17 protein-coding genes and 2 pseudogenes are annotated in these 21232 nt (G+C 57.2%); 12 read left to right on the forward strand and 7 right to left on the reverse strand.

Translation table 11 applies throughout. The annotated features are described in order from the left end of the window. Nucleotides 1–84: 84 nt before the first annotated feature. A complete protein-coding gene (locus H3L91_RS04155) occupies nt 85–1113 on the reverse strand; it encodes an SPFH domain-containing protein (protein ID WP_007342283.1) in 1029 nt (342 codons plus the stop codon). A 33-nt stretch (nt 1114–1146) separates the two neighbouring features. Beyond that, nucleotides 1147–1545 (reverse strand): DUF350 domain-containing protein, encoded by a 399-nt coding sequence (locus H3L91_RS04160; protein WP_007342284.1) that lies wholly within the window; start codon nt 1543–1545, stop codon nt 1147–1149. Nucleotides 1546–1760: 215 nt separating this feature from the next. On the opposite strand from H3L91_RS04160, the gene alr reads away from it, so the two are divergent. The 5 genes from alr to H3L91_RS04180 all read left to right on the forward strand — a co-directional run bounded on the left by alr (nt 1761) and on the right by H3L91_RS04180 (nt 5538). Further along, complete coding sequence (gene alr, locus H3L91_RS04165; RefSeq protein ID WP_007342286.1) at nt 1761–2816, forward strand: alanine racemase; 1056 nt, start codon at nt 1761–1763, stop codon at nt 2814–2816. A 62-nt stretch (nt 2817–2878) separates the two neighbouring features. Then, complete coding sequence (dapE, locus tag H3L91_RS04170; protein ID WP_007342287.1) at nt 2879–4012, forward strand: succinyl-diaminopimelate desuccinylase; 1134 nt, start codon at nt 2879–2881, stop codon at nt 4010–4012. Between the two features lie 373 nt (nt 4013–4385). Then, on the forward strand, nt 4386–5033 hold the full coding sequence (locus H3L91_RS04175; RefSeq protein WP_007342289.1) for an esterase/lipase family protein: 648 nt from the start codon (nt 4386–4388) through the stop codon (nt 5031–5033). Between the two features lie 199 nt (nt 5034–5232). Next, a complete protein-coding gene (locus H3L91_RS12455) occupies nt 5233–5355 on the forward strand; it encodes a hypothetical protein (RefSeq protein WP_256998592.1) in 123 nt (40 codons plus the stop codon). A gap of 18 nt (nt 5356–5373) precedes the next feature. Beyond that, nucleotides 5374–5538 carry a hypothetical protein gene (locus H3L91_RS04180; RefSeq protein ID WP_007342292.1) on the forward strand — a complete coding sequence of 55 codons (165 nt, stop codon included), beginning with the start codon at nt 5374–5376 and terminating at the stop codon, nt 5536–5538. A gap of 323 nt (nt 5539–5861) precedes the next feature. On the opposite strand, the gene H3L91_RS04185 is transcribed toward H3L91_RS04180, so the two are convergent. After that, the gene (locus H3L91_RS04185) at nt 5862–7412 is read right to left on the reverse strand and encodes an L-lactate permease (RefSeq protein ID WP_007342294.1); all 1551 of its coding nucleotides are present in this window, start codon (nt 7410–7412) and stop codon (nt 5862–5864) included. A gap of 240 nt (nt 7413–7652) precedes the next feature. On the opposite strand from H3L91_RS04185, the gene H3L91_RS04190 reads away from it, so the two are divergent. The 3 genes from H3L91_RS04190 to hsdR are packed head-to-tail and all read left to right on the forward strand — an operon-like array spanning nt 7653 to nt 13044. Next, entirely contained in the window at nt 7653–9155 is a 1503-nt protein-coding gene (locus tag H3L91_RS04190; RefSeq protein ID WP_007342296.1) for a class I SAM-dependent DNA methyltransferase, read from the forward strand. Then, nucleotides 9156–10619, forward strand: a complete 1464-nt coding sequence (locus H3L91_RS04195; RefSeq protein ID WP_007342297.1) for a restriction endonuclease subunit S — start codon at nt 9156–9158, stop codon at nt 10617–10619. Nucleotides 10620–10647: 28 nt separating this feature from the next. Then, entirely contained in the window at nt 10648–13044 is a 2397-nt protein-coding gene (gene hsdR, locus H3L91_RS04200; protein ID WP_007342298.1) for an EcoAI/FtnUII family type I restriction enzme subunit R, read from the forward strand. Between the two features lie 203 nt (nt 13045–13247). On the opposite strand, the pseudogene H3L91_RS04205 reads toward hsdR, so the two are convergent. After that, a pseudogene (locus H3L91_RS04205) lies at nt 13248–14254 on the reverse strand (IS5 family transposase). Between the two features lie 374 nt (nt 14255–14628). Here H3L91_RS04205 and H3L91_RS04210 point away from each other — a divergent pair. After that, nucleotides 14629–15635 (forward strand): annotated as a pseudogene (locus tag H3L91_RS04210) (IS5 family transposase). A 171-nt stretch (nt 15636–15806) separates the two neighbouring features. Here H3L91_RS04210 and H3L91_RS04215 read toward each other — a convergent pair. The 3 genes from H3L91_RS04215 to H3L91_RS04225 all read right to left on the reverse strand — a co-directional run bounded on the left by H3L91_RS04215 (nt 15807) and on the right by H3L91_RS04225 (nt 18326). Continuing rightward, nucleotides 15807–17042, reverse strand: a complete 1236-nt coding sequence (locus H3L91_RS04215; RefSeq protein WP_040658781.1) for an ATP-binding protein — start codon at nt 17040–17042, stop codon at nt 15807–15809. A 199-nt stretch (nt 17043–17241) separates the two neighbouring features. Further along, complete coding sequence (locus H3L91_RS04220; protein WP_007342301.1) at nt 17242–17901, reverse strand: carboxymuconolactone decarboxylase family protein; 660 nt, start codon at nt 17899–17901, stop codon at nt 17242–17244. A 92-nt stretch (nt 17902–17993) separates the two neighbouring features. Then, nucleotides 17994–18326, reverse strand: a complete 333-nt coding sequence (locus H3L91_RS04225) for a cupin domain-containing protein (RefSeq protein WP_007342302.1) — start codon at nt 18324–18326, stop codon at nt 17994–17996. A 247-nt stretch (nt 18327–18573) separates the two neighbouring features. Between H3L91_RS04225 and H3L91_RS04230 the strand changes: the two genes are divergently transcribed. The 3 genes from H3L91_RS04230 to H3L91_RS04240 are packed head-to-tail and all read left to right on the forward strand — an operon-like array spanning nt 18574 to nt 21057. Next, complete coding sequence (locus tag H3L91_RS04230) at nt 18574–18852, forward strand: helix-turn-helix domain-containing protein (RefSeq protein ID WP_007342303.1); 279 nt, start codon at nt 18574–18576, stop codon at nt 18850–18852. Next, a complete protein-coding gene (locus tag H3L91_RS04235) occupies nt 18842–20107 on the forward strand; it encodes a type II toxin-antitoxin system HipA family toxin (protein WP_007342304.1) in 1266 nt (421 codons plus the stop codon). Before H3L91_RS04230 ends, H3L91_RS04235 begins: the two co-directional genes overlap by 11 nt. 50 nt (nt 20108–20157) lie before the next feature. Further along, nucleotides 20158–21057 carry a LysR family transcriptional regulator gene (locus H3L91_RS04240; RefSeq protein WP_007342305.1) on the forward strand — a complete coding sequence of 300 codons (900 nt, stop codon included), beginning with the start codon at nt 20158–20160 and terminating at the stop codon, nt 21055–21057. The last annotated feature ends 175 nt before the right edge of the window (nt 21058–21232 follow it).

The raw sequence follows: 21232 nt of genomic DNA on the forward strand, positions 1-21232 counted from the left end.
TGTTTGCGCATTGCGGTTTGTTCGTTGTGATGTGAGGCCGTCTGAAAAAAGGAAACGGTTTTTCAGACGGCCTTTTGCCGCCGTTTAATTGATGAGTTGTTTTAATACCTCGGCTTTGGCTTTTTCGTAGTCGTCGGCGGAAATCAGGCCGCCGTCGAGCAGGCCTTTCAGTTTTTGCAGTTTGGCCTGAGGGTCTTCTGCGGCGGCCGGGGCGGCGGTTGCCGTTGCGGCTGCGGCGGTACCTGCTGCCGCGGGCTGCATCATGCCGGCCATTGCGCCCGCCACGGTTTGCCCGATGCCTGCACCCACACCCAAGCCTGCGCCGATGCCGGCCAGCCCGCCTTCGTTTTGCGCCGCCATGGTGATGGACTCGGCGGTTTGGTATTGGGCGAATTTGCCCATGTCGCCGACGATGCCCATGGAGATTTTTTTGTCGAGTGCTTTTTGGATGTTCTCCGGCAGGCTGATGCTTTCGACGGTGAAGTTTTCCAGCGTGAGGCCGAGTTTGGCAAACTCGGGCGCGAGCAGGCCGGTCAGTTGTTGCGACAGCAGGACTTGGTTGGCGGCCATGTCGAGGAAGGGGATGCCGGAAGTACCGAAGGCGGTGGCAAGCTGGGTAACGGCGAGGTTGCGCAGCTGCTGTTCGAGCTGTGCGCCGGTGTAGCTTTCCACAACGCCGCTGACTTCTTTAAAGAATTTTTCCGGGTCGGCGATGCGGTAGCTGTACATGCCGAAGGAGCGCAGCTGTACCGCGCCGAATTCGGCATCGCGCACGGTAACGGGTTGCGCCGTGCCCCATTTGCGGCCGAGCTGCTGTTTGGTGTTGAAGAAGTAAACGTCGGATTTGAACGGGGATTGGAAGAGTTTGTCCCAGTTTTTCAGGTAGGTCAGGATGGGCAGGGTGGAGGTGTTGAGCTTGTAGGTGCCGGCGGAGAACACGTCGGCGGTTTTGCCTTCGTCCACAAACAGGGCCATTTGCGCTTCGCGCACGGTGAGGCTCGCGCCGTTTTGGATTTCCTGGTCGGCGATGGGGAAACGCCAGACCAGGGTTTCCGGATCGGGGTTTTCCCATTGGATGATGTCGATGAATTGCTTTTTGATGAAGTTGAACATGGCGTTTTTCCTTTGCGGTCGGGTTGGGATTTTTTATGAGAGGCAGGCGGCGTTGATGAGGCCGACGGAAACGGAAAGCGTGCCGAAAAGCGCGCCGACGGCGGTGTTGTTGGCGGCCAGCTCGTCGGCAGCGCGGGCAATCAGGCGGCAGGCGGCGAAATAGGCGGCGATTTGCAGCGCGCCCGCGAGTATGCCCCAGAGGATGAAGTCGGTGAAACCGACGCTGTGGGCGATGCTGGACGCCAGCGGCAGGCAGAAACCGGCGGTTGCGCCGCCGAAGGAGAGGGCGCAGGCAAGGTTGCCGTTTTTGATGAGGTGCAGCTCGTTGACGGGGGTGATTTTGAGATAAACGGTGCAGAACACGGACAAAAGCAGCAGGGCGGCGGCCATGTATTGCAGGTAGAGGGCGTATTGGGACAGGGAAATGGTCATTGGGCTCTTTCGCGGAAAGGTTCGTGCGATTATGCCGCAAACGCCTGCTTTTGACACGGGTGCGCGGCGTTTTCAGACGGCCTCTTTGCGTTTTTTTGCGTCTTCAAAAAGGCATTTGATGCGCCTATAATCCGCAGGCCGTCTGAAAACAGCCCCGCGCCGTTTTCAGACGGCCTCCGTTTCCCGTATCCCGCATCTGCAAAGGACAGCACGCCATGAGACCGCTTTGCGCCGAAATCCGCCTCGACCGCCTGCGCGAAAACTACCAAACCCTCAAACAAATCCACGGCGGCAAAATGCTGGCGGTGCTCAAAGCCGACGCCTACGGCCACGGCGCGCTGCGCTGCGCCCACGCGCTTGCCGACATCGCCGACGGCTTTGCCGTGGCCTTTCTCGAAGAGGCCGCCGAACTGCGGCGCGGCGGCATCGCCAATCCCATCGTGCTGCTCGAAGGCGTGTTTGAAGCCGCCGAATACGCCGAAGTGGAACGGCTGAACCTGTGGCCGGTGGTGGGCAACCAGTGGCAGCTCGAAAGCCTGCTTGCGCACGAATGGCAGAAGCCGGTGCAAGTGTGGCTGAAAATGGATTCGGGCATGCACCGCACCGGCTTTTTCCCGCACGAATACGCCCCCGCCTATACCGCGCTCGCGCAAAGCGGCAAAGTGGCGGCCATCGTCAAAACCAGCCACTACGCCTGCGCCGACGAAGAAGAGCGCGGCATGACCGAAATGCAGACCGAAGCCTTCGACCTCGCCTGCGCGCACCTCGCAGGCGAAGAAAGCCTGGCCAACTCCGCCGCCGCCCTCGCCTACCCGCAGGCGCGGCGCGACTGGGGCAGGGCGGGGCTGGCACTCTACGGCATCGACCCATTTCTCGGACACGACCCGCGCTTCAAGCCCGTGATGCGCCTTGTAACCGAAATCTTCGGCGAAAAAGTGTTGCAGCCGCACGAGCCAATCGGCTACGGCGCGAGCTTCTACACCAAACGCTCCACCCGCGTCGGCCTCGCCGCAGGCGGCTATGCTGACGGCTACCCCCGCCGAGCCGCCACCGGCACGCCCGTGGCCGTGGCAGGCCGCCGCAGCCGCATCCTCGGCCGCGTCTCCATGGACATGCTCACCCTCGAATTGGCCGACCACGAAGGCATCGGCAGCGAAGTGGAACTGTGGGGCGACACCGTGGACATCAACGAAGTGGCCGCCGCCGCCGGCACGATTGCCTACGAGCTGCTGTGCAACGTGAAGCGGGCGAAATTCGTCTATATCCAATAACAGAGGCCGCCTGAAAACCCGTTGCAAGGTTTTCAGACGGCCTCCCATCCGGAACAACCGCCATGACCCATCCCGCCCTCGCCCTTGCCAAAGAACTTATCGCCCGCCCCTCCGTAACCCCCGACGACCAGGGCTGCCAGCGGCTCATCGCCGAACGCCTCGCCCCCCTCGGTTTCACCGCCGAAGAAATGAACTTCGGCGACACCAAAAACCTCTGGCTGCGGCGCGGCACGTCCGGGCCGCTGCTGTGCTTCGCCGGGCACACCGACGTCGTCCCCCCGGGCCCGGCCGAACAATGGACATCGCCCCCCTTCGAGCCCGCCGAGCGCGACGGCAGACTCTACGGACGCGGCGCGGCCGACATGAAAAGCAGCATCGCCGCCTTCGTTGCCGCCTGCGAAGCCTTTGTCGCCGAACACCCGCACCACAAAGGCAGCATCGCCCTCCTGATTACCTCCGACGAAGAAGGCGACGCCCGCGACGGCACCGTGCGCGTGGTTGAAACCCTCAAAGCGCGCGGCGAAACCATAGATTACTGCATCGTCGGCGAACCCACCGCCGTGTCCGAGCTCGGCGACACCGTCAAAAACGGCCGGCGCGGCTCGCTCTCCGGCCACCTCACCGTGTACGGCAAACAAGGCCACATCGCCTACCCGCACCTGGCCGACAACCCCGTCCACCGCGCCGCCGCCGCCCTCGCCGAACTGGCCGCCGAACAATGGGACGCGGGCAACGAATACTTCCCGCCCACCGGCTTCCAAATCTCCAACATCGCCGCCGGCACAGGCGCGACCAACGTCATTCCGGGCGAACTTTCGGTCAAATTCAACTTCCGCTACTCCACCGAATCCGATGCCGACGGCCTCAAACGCCGCGTGCACGCCATACTCGACCGCCACCGCCTGCCATACCGCATCGACTGGACGCTCTCCGGTCTGCCCTTCCTCACCGAAGCCGGCCGCCTCACCGAATGCGCCCAAGCGGCCACCGAAAAAGTCTGCGGCATCAAAGCCGCGCTTTCCACCACCGGCGGCACCTCCGACGGCCGCTTCATCAAAGACATCGCCCGCGAACTGATCGAGCTGGGTCCGGTGAACGCCACCATCCACCAAATCGACGAACACATAGCCGCCGCCGACATCCCCCGCCTCGCCCGTATTTACCAAACCATGCTGGCCGACCTGCTGGCAGAGTAGGGCGCAGAGGCCGTCTGAAAACCAAGGCAGGGCGGGTCTTGACCCGCCATTAACGATGCAGGCGGAAACGGGCGCGCCAAACGCGGAGTAGGTCGGGCATTTATGCCCGACAAACACCGGCAACAGAAAAATGTCGGGCATCAATGCCCGACCTACTGCTTTCAGACGGCCTCCGCCCTTGCGTAGGGTGTGTGGCGCAGCCACGCACGCGGACATGGTGTCTGCTGCGAACAAGGCCGTCTGAAAACCAAGGCAGAGCGGGTCTTGACCCGCCATTAACGATGCGGGCGGAAACGGTGGATCAAGACCCACCCTGCCTGTCGCCCGAACAACGCACACGCTCCCCGCAACCGCACCCCGAAAGGCAAACTCCATGAGCGGACACGTTCTCCTCCTGCACGGCATCCACATGCACGCCTGGACGATGCTGCCCTTCGCCCGCCTGCTCAAACGGCAGAATCTGGCCGTGGAAACCTTCGGCTATTACAGCGTCTGGCAGACGCACGCGCACCACACCGCCGCGCTGGCCGAAGCCGCGCGCGCCTTTTTCAGACGGCATCCCGACACCCCGCTGCACTTCGCCGGACACAGCCTCGGCGGCCTTGTCCTGCGCCGCTTCGCCGCCGCCCATCTGGAGCTTGTGCGCGGCCGCATCGTTACCCTCGGCACGCCGCACGCGGGCAGCGCGGCCGCCGAGGCCGTGCGCCGCTACGGCATGGGCGTGCCGCTGTTGGGCGGCGCGTACCGGCAGATGCTCGACGGCAATCTGCCGCCGCTGCCCGAGGGCGTGGAGCTGGGCAGCATCGCCGGCTGCAAACCGATGGGCGTGGGGCGCGTGTTCGGCCTGCGGGGCGGCAACGACGGCACAGTGCAGGTGGACGAAACCCGTTTTGCGGGCATGTCCGGCCACATCGTCCTGCCCGTTTCACACACCGGCATGCTGTACGACGAAACCACCGCCATGCAGGCGGCGGCCTTTCTGCGCCACGGGCGGTTCGACAAACATGGCGGTATTTTTTGATAAAACATGTAAAGGCCGTCTGAAAAATCCTGTATCATCCGCCCCCTTTTTTTCCCACACGGAGTGTTATCCAATGAACGAAAGCATCAAAAACAAACTGCACGGGCTGCTGGTTTTAGCGGTGGCCGCGCTGTTCGGCTGGATGGGCTGGCAGTAGGTTGAAAACAACCGCCTCTTTGACGAGGGCGGCGCGGTGGCGGTGGAGGCTTACGCGTCCACCAACGAGTACACCGAAAACACGCTGTTCCGCGTGATTCCCATCGGCGGCTACCGCACCGGGCCGGCCTATACCGACGGCCATTCGGTCGATGTCGGCATGTAGTCGGTCAGCAGCGAGGAGTTGGAGCTGCTCAAACAGGGCAAGCGCATCCCGCGCGAATACGCCAAAGCCAAGCCGGAGCTGATCCGCCGCCCGGGCGGGCCGTTCAGCCCGGTCAAATACTTCGCCTTGTCCGCCGTGATGGTACTAGCCGGGCTGTACTGGATGGTGAGAAAGAGCGCGTAAGGCAGCCTGAAATCGCAGAGGCCGTCTGAAAAACGTGAAAACGGTTTTTCAGACGGCCTCAAAGCATGAAAACGGCAGCCCCTGTCTCCCTCCCCTGCGCTCCGGTGCGGGGAGGGTCGGGGAGCGGGTGGCGGTTCGCAGAACCGCCTGGCTGCCGCGCCGCAGCCGTTTCCCAAGCCGCAGCCGCCCCCACCCTAACCCTCCCCCGCAGGCGGGAGAGGGAACAAGGTTTTCAGACGGCCTGAAAACCCAAAAAGCAGCCTGAAAACGGTATCTCCCGTTTTCAGGCTGCTTTTTTCAAACTGCGTTGCGGCGGCGCGATCTTACAAGGCCAGCCAGCCGAAGCAGTACACCGTAATCCCCGCGATGACGACGTAGCCCAGCGCGTAGGGGATGGCCGAGCGCAGGAACGCGCCTTCCTGACCCTGCTGGTCGCAGGCGGCGGCAGCGATGGCGATGCTTTGCGGAGAGATGATTTTGCCGCCGGTCGCGCCTGCGGTGTTGGCGGCGGCCAGCCAGCTTTTGTCCACATGGATCTGGTCGGCCACGGTGGCTTGCAGCTTGCCGAAGAGGATGTTGGACGAGGTGTCGCTGCCGGTGGCGAAGGTACCGATCGCGCCCACCAGCGGGGCGAATAGCGGATACAGGCCGCCGGTGGCCGCCACCAGCGCGTTGGCGATGACGTTAATCATCCCGCTGTGGCTCATAATCGCGCTCATGGCCACGAGGCTGATGATGGTGGTGGCCGAGGCTTTCATTTTCACGGTGGTCGCGCCCAGAATCGACAGCAGTTTTCCGGCCTTCACGCCCTGAACCAGCCCGCCGAGGAACGCGCCCAGAAACAGCATCAGCCCCGCGTTGGAAAGCCAGCCGAAGTTGAAGGTTTTGCCTTCGGCGTAAATCGGCAGGTGGATTTTGCTCACCAGCGTGGTTTTCAGAAACGCGCTCACCGGTCCGGACAGCGGGCTGGCGAGGATGATAAACAGCAGGATCAGGCCGTACACCGCCCACGCCCGGCCGATTTGCGCCCAGGTGAAGCCGCCGCCCTTGCCGCCTTCGGTGATTTTGGCGTAGGCCACGATAAACACGATGCAGGCGATGCTGCCCAAAATCGCCGGCGTTTCCGCGCCGATAAAGTAGGCCGCGCAAAACTGCACCGCCAACGAAATCCCGCCCACTACGGCGGCAAGGATAATGTTCGGAATCAGGTATTTGCGGTTGCGGTCGGTTAAAAACAGAATCACAAAGGGCACGAGGAACATCAAAACCGAAAGCTGGATCACCGTGTTGCCCGCCACCGCCTGTGTCTGCGCGGCGGTAACTTCCGTGCCGAACACCTCTTTGGCCAGCGTCAGCACCGGCACGCCCACCGCGCCGAAGCCCGTCGCCACGCTGTTGCCGATCAGCGAAACCAGCGCGGAAAAAGCCGGTTTGAAGCCCAGCCCGATTAAGATGGCCGCCGGAATCGCCACCGCCGTGCCGAAGCCTGCCATGCCTTCCAAGAGGCCGCCGAACCCCCACACAATCAGCAGCACCTGAATCCGCTTGTCGCCGGAAATGCTGATAAATTGTTGTTTGATCACTTCAATCTGCTTGCTTTCCAGCAAAACGTTGTAGCTGAACAAGGCCATCAGGATGATGATTAAAATCGGGAACACCGCTTTGAGCACCCCCTCGACAAACGCCCAGCCCACATAGGCGGCGGAATAGCCCGCAGGCAGCGTGCCGAAGCCGTCCATATTCGGCACGGCGAACACCGCCACCAGCGCGGCGGCGGCCAGAGCCAGCAGCGCGCTCTTGTCGCCGCTCATTTTCAGCCACATCATCAGCACCATCAGCAGCACGATGGGCAGGAGCGAAAGCAGGATACTCATAATTGGTTTTTCCTTTGGTTTTTCGGATTGTTTTGCAACCGCACAGGTCAAAAAAACCGCGATTGTAGCGTATTTTGCGCGGCGCATTGCAAAATCGTTGGCTGTTGGCAAAAGGCCGTCTGAAAAAGCGTTTTCCCGTTTTCAGGCTGCCTTTCAGACGGCCGCAGCAATTGCCCCGCCTCCGCCCCGCCGCTACAATCCCGTTACAAACCTTAACACCGCAGCGGAAGCAGACAGCCCATGAACCTCTCCACCTTCACCAAATCCATCCAAGACATCATGCGCGCCGATGCCGGCATCAACGGCGACGCCCAGCGCATCGAGCAGCTCACCTGGCTGTTATTCCTGAAAATCTACGGCAGCAAAGAAGAAAACTGGGCGATTGTCGATGCAGACTACCAATCCATCATCGAGCCGCGTTTCCAGTGGCAGAACTGGGCGAAGGACAACAAAGACGGCAACGCCCCCACCGGCGACGCGCTCTTGGATTTTATCGACCGCGAGCTGTTTCCCGCGCTGAAAAACCTGCGCGTCAACGAACACACCCCCTTAAAGCAACGCATCGTGCGCGATATATTTCAGGATGCCAAAAACTTTATGAAAAACGGCACCCTCCTGCGCCAGCTCATCAACGCCGTCGACCAAATCGATTTTGACGACACCAAAGAACGCCATGCCTTCGGCGAGATTTACGAAACCATCCTAAAAAGCCTGCAAAGCGCGGGCAACGCCGGCGAGTTTTACACCCCGCGCGCCGTAACCGATTTTATGGTTCAAGTGATTGCCCCCAAACTCGGCGAAACCGTCGCCGATTTTGCCGCAGGCACCGGCGGCTTTCTCGTCTCCGCCTTAAACGCCCTAGAACCCCAAGTCAAAACCCCCAAAGACCGCGAAACGCTCAACCAAAGCCTGTACGGCATCGAAAAAAAACCCCTGCCGCACCTTTTGGGCATCACCAACCTGATTCTGCACGACATCGACAGCCCGCGCATCCGCCACGGCAACGCCTTGGAACAAAACGTGCGTGACGTGCAGCCGCGCGACTTGCACGACATCATCCTGATGAATCCGCCCTACGGCGGCAAAGAGCTGGAACTCATCAAACAAAACTTCCCCGCCGAACTGCGCAGCAGCGAAACCGCCGACCTCTTTATCGCCCTCGCCCTCTACCGCCTCAAAGCAGGCGGGCGCGCCGCCATCATCATTCCCGACGGCTTCCTTTTCGGCAACGACACCGCCAAAACCGCCCTTAAAACCCGCCTGCTTACCGATTTTGACCTGCACACCATCGTGCGCCTGCCCAAAAGCGTGTTTGCCCCCTACACCAGCATTACCACCAACATCCTGTTTTTCAACAAACCCGCGCAAGGGCAGAGGCCGTCTGAAAAACTCTGGTTTTACCGCGTCGATATTCCAAGCGACCGCAAAGCCTTTTCCAAAACCAAGCCCATGCAGCTCGAACACTTTTCAGACTGCCTAAGCTGGTGGCACAACCGCAAAGAAATCAAAGACGAACAGACTGACAGCCACCAAGCCCGCGCCTTTGACAAAGCCGAGATTTTGGCAAACGGCGTCAATCTGGATTTGTGCGGCTATCCCAACCAAGAAGCCGAAGTATTAAGCCCGATGGAAACCATATTGGCGTATCAAACCACGCGCGATAACCTGAATGCGCAAATCGACGCGCAACTGGAAAAAATCCGCGCCCTGATCGGTCTGCCCGCCGACACGGAGGGCGAATAAATGAAAACGCCCCAGCTTGCCGACGCCCTGCGCGCCGCCGTACTCCAAGCCGCCATCAAAGGCGAACTCACCGCAAGGTCGTCTGAAAACGCCCGCGACCTGCTTTTGCGCATCCAAAACGAAAAACAGACTTTGCAGGCAAAAGGCAGCCTGAAAAAAACCAAAGCCCCCGCCCCCGTTACGGCGGACGAAGCGCCGTTTGACATTCCCGAGAATTGGGTTTGGGTGAGGTTGGGGGATTTGGCACAAGTTTTAAATGGCGATAGGGGCAAAAATTACCCGGGCAAAGAATTTTGGGTTTCCGAAGGAAAGCCTTTTATTAACGCTGGTTCTTTAAACAACGGTATTTTGGACAAAAGTGGATTTAACTACATTTCAGACGACCGCTATTCTTTGCTACGTTCGGGCTTTATCCAGAAAAATGATTTTTTGTATTGCCTTCGCGGTTCGTTGGGAAAATTTAGCTTAAATAAAGATTTTGATGAAGGCGTTATCGGTTCATCGCTTTGTATTATCAGAACGCACCAAAGTTCGCTTATCCCGTTTTTCTTTTATTATTTGCAAACGGATTTAGCCCAAGAAGACATTAAAAAAGTATCAAACGGAACAGCACAGCCAAATTTATCGGCTGAAAATGTTCGCAACTTTTTAATCCCCCTTCCCCCCCTTGCCGAACAACAAGCCATTGCGGAAAAACTCACCCGCCTGCTTGCCGAAATCGACCGCCTGAAAGCCGAAGAACAGTCGCTCGCATCGCTGCAAAAAGCCTATCCGCAAACGCTGCGCGCGTCCGTGCTTGCCGCCGCTATCAAAGGCGAATTAACAGAAAGGTCGTCTGAAAACGCCCGCGACCTGCTTTTGCGCATCCAAAACGAAAAACAGGCTTTGCAGGCAAAAGGCAGCCTGAAAAAAACCAAAGCCCCCGCCCCCGTTACGGCGGACGAAGTGTCGTTTGATATTCCCGAGAATTGGGTTTGGGTGAGGTTGGGGGACGTAATCTTGCAAAATATCGGCGGCGGTACGCCAAGCAAACAAGAACCAAGTTATTGGAACGGTGATATTCCGTGGGCGAGCGTAAAAGATTTGAATTGCGACGTTCTGACAAAAACGATTGATAGCATTACCGCCGAAGGCTTGGAAAATTCCAGTTCAAATTTAATTCCCAAAGGTACTTTGATTATTTGCACAAGAATGGGATTGGGGAAAATTGCTTTGGCAGAAATTGACGTTGCGATTAACCAAGATTTGCGGGCGATATTTCTTCCCGAATGTCTCAACAAGCACTATTTTTACCATTTCTACCGCACATTAAAAATGGAAGGCAAAGGGGCAACGGTTAAAGGTATTACGGTTGAAGAACTGCATAACACGCCTTTCCCCCTCCCCCCCCTTGCCGAACAACAAGCAATCGTGGAAAAATTGTCCGCACTGCTCGCCGAAATCGACGCGCTGGAAAACGCCTAAACCCAACGCCCCAAAACAGGAGAAGCCCATGAGCCAAGCCCCGCAGCCCACCGAAGAAGATGTCAAACTGCGCCGCATCACCCCCGCGATTGAAGCGGCGGGCTGGGCGAAACATCAGATTTTTATGGAATATCTGTTCACCGCCGGCAAAGTGTCGGTGCACGGCAAAACCGCCCGTCGCGGCAGGCAGAAAAAGGCGGATTATATTTTGACTGCCCCCAACGGCCGCACGCCGCTGGCGATTGTGGAGGCCAAACGCGGCGACAAACTCTTGGGCGACGGCATGGAGCAGGCTTTGGAATACGCCGAAATTTTGGACATTCCCTTTGTCTATACGTCCAACGGCAGGGGCTTTTTGGAACACGACCGCCTGACGGGCAAAATCCGCGAGCTGGCTTTAAACGAATTTCCGCGCTATGCAGAGCTGTGGGCGCGTTTTTCGGGCGAATCCCGGCTTTCAGACGGCCAGCAAAACGCGCTGTTGTCCGACTACCATTTTGACGGCAACAAGCCCATCGCCCCGCGCTATTACCAACGCATCGCCATCGACCGCACGGTTAAAGCCGTCAGCGGCGGGCAAAACCGCGTGCTTTTGGTAATGGCAACGGGCACGGGCAAAACCTATACCGCGTTTCAGATTATCTGGCGGCTGATGAAAAACGGCCTGAAAAAGCGCGTTTTGTATCTTGCCGACCGCAATATCCTGATAGACCAAACCATACAAAACGATTTTCGCCCCTTTGAAAAAGTCATCACCAAAGTGGAAAACAAAACGCTCGACAGCTCGTATGAAATCTATATGAGCCTGTATCAGCAACTGGCGGGCGAAGAGGGCAAAGAGCCGTTCCGCCAGTTTAAGCCCGAGTTTTTTGACCTGATTGTGGTGGACGAATGCCATCGCGGCAGCGCGCGCGAGGAATCGCTGTGGCGGCGGGTGTTGGATTATTTCAGCTCTGCCACCCATCTGGGGCTGACCGCCACGCCCAAAGAAAGCACGGAAGTGAGCAATATCGGCTATTTCGGCGAGCCGGTTTACACCTATTCTTTAAAACAGGGCATCGAAGACGGTTTTCTTGCGCCGTATAAGGTTATTCGCGTGGGGCTGGACAAGGATTTGCTGGGCTGGCGGCCGCCCAAAGGCAAAACGGATACCGACGGCGATTTGATTGAAGACAAGGTTTTTGAACGCGAAGAGTTTGAAAAACATCTGATTATCGACGAGCGCATCCAAGCCGTCGCCCGCCGCGTTACCCAATGGCTGAACGACAACGACCCCTTTGCCAAAACCATCGTGTTCTGCGTGGACATTGACCACGCCGAGCGCATGCGCCAAGCCCTAATCAAGGAAAACAGCGAACGGGTGGCGGCAAACCACAGATACATTATGCGGATTACGGGCGACAACGCCGAAGGCAAAGCCCAGCTGGATAATTTTATCGACCCCAACGAAAAATACCCCGCCATCGTTACCACATCCAAGCTGATGACCACGGGCGTGGACTGCAAAACCTGCAAGCTGATTGTGCTCGATAACGAAATCAAATCGATGACCGAGTTCAAGCAAATCATCGGCCGCGGCACACGCATCAACGACGCCTACGGCAAGCAGTTTTTCACCATTATGGATTTTCGCAATGTAACTAACCTGTTTGCCGACCCCGATTTTGACGGCGAGCCGGTGTCAGTGGTGGATGATGATGGAGGCGAGGGCAGCGGTGATGCGCTGATTCACGATGTGCCCGACGCGGCAGGGCAGCCTGAAAGCGGCGGACAAGACGGCGACGGCGGTTTTGTGCCACCCGTTGATAGCGAAGTGAAGAAAAAAATCCGCGTGCGCGGCGTGGACGTGGTGATTTTGAACGAGCGCGTGGAAATTCTGGACGAAGACGGCAACCTTGTTACCGAAAGCCTCACCGATTACAGCCGCCGCAATATCCTCAACCAATACGCCACGCTCGATACCTTCTTGCAGGCGTGGAATGCGGCAGACAAAAAACAAGCCGTGCTTGACGCGCTGGAAGAGCAAGGCCTGCCGCTGGACGTGTTAAAAGAAGCCCATGGCAACGCCGAAAACCTAGACCCCTTTGATTTGATTTTGCACCTTGCCTACAACCGCCCGCCAATGACCCGCGCCGAACGCGCAAAACGCCTGCAAAAAGACGGCTTTTTGCAGCAGTTTGAAGGCGAGTGCCGCGAAGTCATCGCCGCACTGCTCGACAAATACATGAACGAAGGCATCAGCCTCGAACAAACCGCTATCCTGCAAAACGCCCCGTTCAACCACATCGGCACACCCGTGAAGATTGTTTCGCTGTTCGGCGGCAGAGCCAAATACGAAAACGCCATACGGGATTTGCAAAACAGGCTCTACAACGTGCCGCCGGAGCTGCTTTATCAGACAGCGCGGCAGGTGGGCAGGGCATGAAGAATACATAAAGGCAGCCTGCGCGGCGCAGTTGCCAAGCCCAAACACAAAAGGCCGAGACCTTTGCAAAAAAGCCTTTCCCCCAACAGCCGAAACCCAAACACAGGTTTTCGGCTGTTTTCGCCCCAAATCACTCCTGATTTTACCCAAATACCCCCTTAATCCTCCCCGGATACCCCATAATCAGGCATCCGGGCCGCCTTTTAGGCGCAAACAGGCACACTTAGCCTGTTAGCCGCTTTCAACAGGTTTAAACACATCGCCTTCAGATGGCTTTGCGCACTCACTTTAATCAGCCCGAAATAGGCTGCCCGGGCGTAGCGGAATTTACGGTGCAGCGTACCGAAGCTCTGTTCGACCACATAACGGGTTTTCGACAAATACCGGTTACGTTTGGTTTGCGCTTCCGTCAGCGGACGGTTGCGGTGGGCTTTGCGCATAATGCCGTCCTGTAGCCGATGCTCTTCCAGATGTTGCCGGTTTTCCGCACTGTCGTAGCCTTTATCGGCATAGACGGTCGTGCCTTCGGCTATCCCTTCCAGCAAAGGCGACAGATGGTTGCACTCATGGGTATTGGCGGGGGTAATGTGCAGTTTCTCGATATAGCCTTCCTCATCGGTGCGGGTATGTTGTTTGTAACCGAGTTTGTAGAGGCCGTTTTTCTTTGTCCAGCGAGCATCTTTATCTTTGCTCGGTGTGGTTTGGCCGCTGACTTGTCCTTCGTCATCGACTTCTATGGCTTGACGCTGTTTGCTGCCGGCGGTTTGAATAATGGTGGCGTCAATGACGGCGGCGGATGCTTTCTCTACTTTTAGGTTTTTTTCGGTCAGTTGGCAGTTAATCAGTTCCAGCAATTCGGACAGGGTGTCGTCTTGCGCCGCCGGTTGCGGTAGCGGCATAAGGTGCTGTCATCGGGGATGCTCAGTTCGTCAAAACGGCAAAACAGGTTGAAATCGATGCGGGTAACGAGGCTGTGTTCGAGTTCGGGATCGGAGAGGCTGTGCCATTGTTCGAGCAGGATGGCTTTGAACATGGACAGCAGGGGATAGGCGGGACGGCCGCGGTGGTCTCGAAGGTAACGGGTTCTTTGACGATTCAGGTACTGTTCGATCGGCTGCCAATCAATCACTTGATCCAACTTCAATAGTGGGAAGCGGTCGATGTGTTTGGCAATCATGGCTTGTGCGGTTTGTTGGAAGAAGGTGCTCATGAGAAATCCCCTAAATGTCTTGATGGGAATTTAGGGGATTTTGGGGGGATTTTGCAAAGGTCTCAGGCCGTCTGAATCATTTTTCAGACGGCCTTTTTGATCCCAATTGCTGAATTTACCTCACAACGGCATTCAGATTTCCCCTGCTTATCAAACCAATCCAACTCCCTATAATACGTTTCATCAATCAACCGGCAGGATTTACAATGAAACGTCTCAAAACCACTTTATTAACCGTAATCTTAACCGCAACCCTCGGAGGCAACGCTATGGCAGCAGACTACCGCAACAACCCGTTCACTTTGACTTATGAGACCTTTGCAAAATCCCCCCAAATCCCCTAAATTCCCATCAAGACATTTAGGGGATTTCTCATGAGCACCTTCTTCCAACAAACCGCACAAGCCATGATTGCCAAACACATCGACCGCTTCCCACTATTGAAGTTGGATCAAGTGATTGATTGGCAGCCGATCGAACAGTACCTGAATCGTCAAAGAACCCGTTACCTTCGAGACCACCGCGGCCGTCCCGCCTATCCCCTGCTGTCCATGTTCAAAGCCATCCTGCTCGAACAATGGCACAGCCTCTCCGATCCCGAACTCGAACACAGCCTCGTTACCCGCATCGATTTCAACCTGTTTTGCCGTTTTGACGAACTGAGCATCCCCGATGACAGCACCTTATGCCGCTACCGCAACCGGCGGCGCAAGACGACACCCTGTCCGAATTGCTGGAACTGATTAACTGCCAACTGACCGAAAAAAACCTAAAAGTAGAGAAAGCATCCGCCGCCGTCATTGACGCCACCATTATTCAAACCGCCGGCAGCAAACAGCGTCAAGCCATAGAAGTCGATGACGAAGGACAAGTCAGCAGCCAAACCACACCGAGCAAAGATAAAGATGCTCGCTGGACAAAGAAAAACGGCCTCTACAAACTCGGTTACAAACAACATACCCGCACCGATGAGGAAGGCTATATCGAGAAACTGCACATTACCCCCGCCAATACCCATGAGTGCAACCATCTGTCGCCTTTGCTGGAAGGGATAGCCGAAGGCACGACCGTCTATGCCGATAAAGGCTACGACAGTGCGGAAAACCGGCAACATCTGGAAGAGCATCGGTTGCTGGACGGCATTATGCGCAAAGCCCACCGCAACCGTCCGCTGACGGAAGCGCAAACCAAACGTAACCGATATTTGTCGAAAACCCGTTATGTGGTCGAACAGAGCTTCGGTACGCTGCACCGTAAATTCCGCTACGCCCGGGCAGCCTATTTCGGGCTGATTAAAGTGAGTGCGCAAAGCCATCTGAAGGCGATGTGTTTAAACCTGTTGAAAGCGGCTAACAGGCTAAGTGTGCCTGTTTGCGCCTAAAAAGCGGCCCGGATGCCTGATTATCAGGTATCCGGGGAGGATTAAGGGGGTATTTGGGTAAAATCAGGAGTGATTTGGGGCGAAAACAGCCGAAAACCTGTGTTTGGGTTTCGGCTGTTGGGGGAAAAGAAATTTTGCAAAGGTCTCGGCCTTATCAGGCACAACCGGCCATTACAGCCAGTTTACCGGCAATGCCAGCAGGTTTTGATCCAGCCAGAGTTGGTCGGGATATTGGTTGACGATGACGCCTGCGGCGACCGTCATTTCCCCGTCCGGCACGGCTTCCCGCAGCAGTTTGAAGGCGGCGGCCATTTTTTTGTTCGGGCTGGCGGTTTGTTTGATTTCAACCGGATACAGTGTGCGGTCGTATTCGATGATCAGGTCGATTTCTTTCTGATTGCTGTCCCGATAGTAATAAAGCGGCGGCTCCATCCCTGCGTTATAAAAGGATTTGACGATTTCGCCCACCGCAAAGGTTTCAAAAAACTGCCCGCTTTTTGCGCCTGCCTGCAAGGTTTCGGGTGTGAGCCAGCGGGTTAAATACGCCATTAGCCCCGTATCGGAAAAATACAGTTTCGGCGTTTTCACCGCCCGTTTCAGACGGTTGCTGCTGTAAGGCTGCAACAGGTAAACAATCCCCGAGGTCTGCAATACCGCCAGCCAGCGTTTGACCGTATCCACCGACACGCCGACTTCGTTGGCGATATTGCTGTAATTGAGCAGCTCGCCGCTGCGGCTGGCCACCGCCACCATAAAGGTGGTGAAATCGTTGGGATTGTTCAGCGCAATCAGTTGGCGCACATCACGCTCGATATAAGTGGCCACGTAGGACGCATAATAAACCTGCCAGTCGGTGGGTTGCTCGTACAAACGGGGCATATAGCCACGATGAATCAGCGTCCACAAATCCAAGCCCTGCCAATCGGGCAGATTGCGCTGCCGCTCGGCAAGGTAACCGGCATCCGGCACAAACGGGCGGTAAAACGCATTTTGCGTGATTTCACGCAGCGACAAACCCTGCAATTTCAACACGGCAATCCGCCCCGCCAGACTTTCGTTTACATTCCTCATCAGTTCAAAGGCTTGCGAGCCAGACAATAAATACTGCCCGTTTTGCTTTTCACGGTCGATATGCAGTTTGAGCAAGGGAAACAGCTCCGGCGCATATTGCACTTCGTCCAAAACCAGCCTGCCGCTGTGGTTGAGGAAAAACAGCGTACCGTCCTGTTTGGCCAAATTGAGTTGAAGCGGGTCGTCAAAGCTGACATAGCGGTAATCCGCTTTGCCGAAATCCTGCAACAGTGTGGATTTGCCCACTTGGCGCGGGCCGGTTACCAACACCGCAGGAAATTGCGCGGCAATTCTTTGCAGGGTCTGATTGAGATGGCGGGGATAATGGACAGTCATTTTTAGGTCACGATTTAATCTTAAATTATCGTCAATCATTGCATTAAAGTACGAAAAAATCAAGGTTAGTTTAAGATTTAATCTTAAATTATCATAAAATACCGTCTGAAAAGCAAAGCTGCTTTCAGGCGGCATTTTTACTTTCAGGCTGCCTCAAAATTTTCCAAAAACGCACCGCACTTTACCGCTGCACTTCCCTCTAAACCGTCCGCACGTTTTCGGCAACCGCTTTTCCTGCCGCTTTCTCCAACGCCGCCAAAATCTGCGCCAGTTGTTCATCGCCTGCGCCGAGGTTTTTCAGCACACGCAGGTGCGAGCGCAGTTGGCTGTTGACGGCTTTGCCTTGCGCAGCGAGGCTGGCGAGGGTAACGAGTTCGCGTTCGGGTGCGCCCAAGTTGTCGCGTGAAAACTGGTAGCCGAACAATTGGGCTTTGATGGCGTAATCGAGCGCAGGGGCGAAGTCGAAAATCGGGCGGCTGGTCGGGGCTTGCGACAACTCGGCGAGGGTTTGCGTGCCGAGGGCGTAGTAGTCGGCGTTGCCCAAGTCGGTGGCACTCTTGCCTTGCGGGTCGCTGATGCCTTGGGCTTTTCTGACTTCCAAGCGTTTTTGCAGGGCGGCGACGCCGTTGAGGGTTTTGGGTGCGCCGATGTAGGCGAACTGGTGCGAGATGGCTTCGGTCAGCTCGGAGATGGTCAAACCTGCAGCCAAGCCTTGATCGACGGCGGTGTCAAGCTGGGTGGTGTCGCCCGTTGCCACGGCGTAGGCAAGCGGAATGAGGGCGAGTGGGCAGGTTTCAGGCTGCCTTTGATTCGGGCGACGGGCTTGGCGGTTTGCGGTAAATCCACTTTTTCCAGCCAAGTAACGGCGTTGTCTTGAGCTGGGCTTAAGGCGATGTGCGCCATTGCCGTGAACTCGCCTGCGCCGTGCCAGTGTTTGACGTTCGGCGCAATCTACACCACGTCGCCTTTCTTGATTGTCTGCACGGGTTTGCCCCATTCTTGGAAACGCCCCGTGCCCTCGGTAACAATCAGATATTGCCCCTGCGCGTGGCTGTGCCAGTCGGTTACGGCGTTGGGCGTGAAGCGCACGATGGCGGCGTTCACATCGCCGTGGCTCGGCATTTGTGGCAAGCGGGCGAACTCGGCGCCTGCGCTGAAATGGGCTGGGTCGGCGGACTGGAAGGTTTGCGCCTCTTGCTGTGTAACGGCGGTCGGCGCGGCAAGGGTTTGCGCGGCGGCAAAGGCGGTGCAAAGTGCGGTTGGTACTCGGAAGATTTTTTTCATCGGCTTCTTCTGTTTCAGGCAAATAAAATCATAAACACCATTATAAGCAGCGGATTACCGTTGATAAGTGGCGGATTTGCAAATGCCGTTGTGAGGTAAATTCACAGATGGGCGGTTCAGGCAGCCTGAAAACCGGTTCAAAACCGACTGCACTCTTCCCAATTTTCAAAACAACAAAAAAGATAAAACCATATCCAAAATATCCATATTTTTGCTAAAATAGCCATTATTTTATCTATTTGAATCCATGCAATTACTCGACGAACAAGACGTGCAGCAAATGCTGTGCGAGTATTTGAAACGCCGCCGCAAGCTGGCGAAGCTCTCCCGTCAGGCATTAGCCGAGCGCAGCGGCGTACCGGCGGCGACCATCAAACATTTTGAAACCACAGGGCAGATGTCGCTGCGGCAGTTTTTGCGGCTGTGGCTGGCGTTGGACGACCTAAACCGCCTCGCCGCCCTCGCCCAAACCGCCGACACCGCCCGCCCCGCCACCATCAGCGAGGTATTGAACAATGCGCTTTAATCCCACCCGACGGCTGGATGTGTTCCGTACGCTTTCAGACGGCCTACAAGTGGCCGTCGGCACGCTGGCGCAGGACAAATCAGGCGTGTATTTCGCCTATGAAGCCGATTATTTGGCGCAGTTCGGCAATCTTTCGCCCTTTGCGCTCAAAGCCGACACCCGTTTGCAAGCCGCCCCGCCGCAGCCGCACTACGGCCTGCACGGCGTGTTTGCCGACAGCCTGCCCGACGGCTGGGGCTTGCTGCTGCAAGACCGCTATTTCCGCCAACTGGGCTGGTTGCCGCAGCAAATCAGCGCCATGGACAGGCTCGCTTTTGTGGGCAATCGAGGCATTGGTGCGCTCTCGTACCAGCCTGCGTTTGACGAGGTTTCAAGCGGCGAAAACATCAGTTTGCACGAGCTGGGTGAGCAGGCGCAGGCGGTGTTTGACGGCCAGACCGAAGAGGTGTTGCAAGCCCTGTTGGCGGCAGGCAGTTCGGGCGGCGCACGGCCGAAAGCGCAGATTTTTATGTCAGCCGACCGCCAAACTTGCCGCACCACGGCGCAAGCAGGCGATGAGGCTTGGATTGTCAAATTCACGTCTGCCAACCTGCCGCTCGGTTTGGAAGAAAGCCTGTGCGAGGCCGCCTATCTGACCATGGCGCAACGGGCGGGCTTGCAACCCGTGGAATGGGCGTTGTTTGACGCACCGCAAGGGCGCAAATGGCTGGGGGTAAAACGGTTTGACTGGCGCAGCGGCACAGACGGACGGCAGCACGTCCACAGCGCAAGCGGCCTGCTCGGCGCAGATTTCCGCCTGCCGAGCTTGGATTACGACGACCTGATCAAAGCCGCCAAACTGCTCTGCCGCTCCGCCGCCGCCGCACGCCTGCAATTTGCCCGAGCGGCGTTCAACCTGTTCGCCCTCAACCAAGACGACCACGCCAAAAACTTCGCCTTTATCCAAGCCGACAACGGCGACTGGTCGCCCAGTCCGCTATACGACATCACATTCAACCCGAGCCGCTTCGGCGAACACACCACCGCATTCGGCGGCCACGGCAAACGTCCGCCCAAAGCCGCCATCGAAAAACTCGCCAAACGGGCAGGCTTCGACAACTGGGCGGAAGTCAAAACCGTCCTGCAACAAACCGCCGACAGCCTCGCCGGCTTTGCCGGCATCGCTAAAGAACTCGGCGTAAAAAGCAGCACCATCACCCTAATCCAAAGCCGGCTTAATCAGATTTGGCAGGAAAACAATGGCTTGCTGGCATAAAAGGCAGCCTGAAAAACTGTTTGGCCGATATTTGACTGATAGAGAACAACATGCCCCAAAACCGCAATTTCAACGACCTCTACGCCTTCACCCAAGTCGTCAAACTCGGCAATTTCAGCCGTGCGGCGCAGTCGCTCGGGGTGCAGCCATCGGCACTCAGCCACCGCATGAACGACTTGGAAAACCGCTTAAACACCAAGCTGTTAAACCGCACCACCCGTTCCATGTCGCCTACGGAGGCGGGGCAGCGGCTGTATGAGCGGATTGCGCCGATGTTCGGCGGCATTCAGGAGGAGCTGGCGGCGTTGGGCGATTTGCGCGGCAAAGTGTCGGGCAGGCTGCGGATTAACGCCGCCGAAAACCCCGCCTATTGCCTGATTTACCCGAAAGTGCGGTCGTTTTTGGCGCAGTTTCCCGAGGTGGACGTAGAGATTTTGATCAGCAACAGTTGGTCGGACATTGTGGCGCAGGGCTTTGATTTCGGCGTGCGGTCGCTGGGCGACGTGGCGCAGGACATGGTCGCCGTGCCGATTTCGGGCGAACGGGCGATGTGCGTCGTTGCCGCGCCCGACTATCTCACCCGCCACGGGCAGCCTGAAACGCCGTCCGAACTGGTGCAACACCGCTGCATCGTGCCCGCGTTCAACGCCTTTAACCGCTTGGACGACTGGGAGTTTTTCCAAAACGGGCAAATCCACCGCGTGCGTGTGCCCGCCAGCCTCACCTTCAACAGCACCGCCCTCATCAAAACCGCCGCCCTCGACGGCTTGGGGCTGACCTGGCTGCCGCATTATGCCGTCGCCGACGAACTGGCTTCGGGCGCACTGGTGGAAATATTCTCCAACGCCCGCGCCGTCTATCCGCCGATGGCCTTGTACTACCTGCCCAACCGCCACAAAACACAGGCGGCGGAGGCGTTGATTGAGTGGTTGAAGGCGGAGGCCGTCTGAAAACCCGTAGGGTGGGTCTCGACCCACCATAACCGGTGCCGATCGAAATATGGTGGGTCGAGATCCACCCTACATTGCTTTAAAACCCGTCATTCCCGCGCAGGCGGGAATCTTGGCGGAGGTCGGCAATCTGTTGTTTTTCCAAACATTGCCTAGCGTCAAACCAGATTCCCGC

The organism is Neisseria bacilliformis (genome assembly GCF_014055025.1).
Lineage (GTDB): Bacteria > Pseudomonadota > Gammaproteobacteria > Burkholderiales > Neisseriaceae > Neisseria > Neisseria bacilliformis.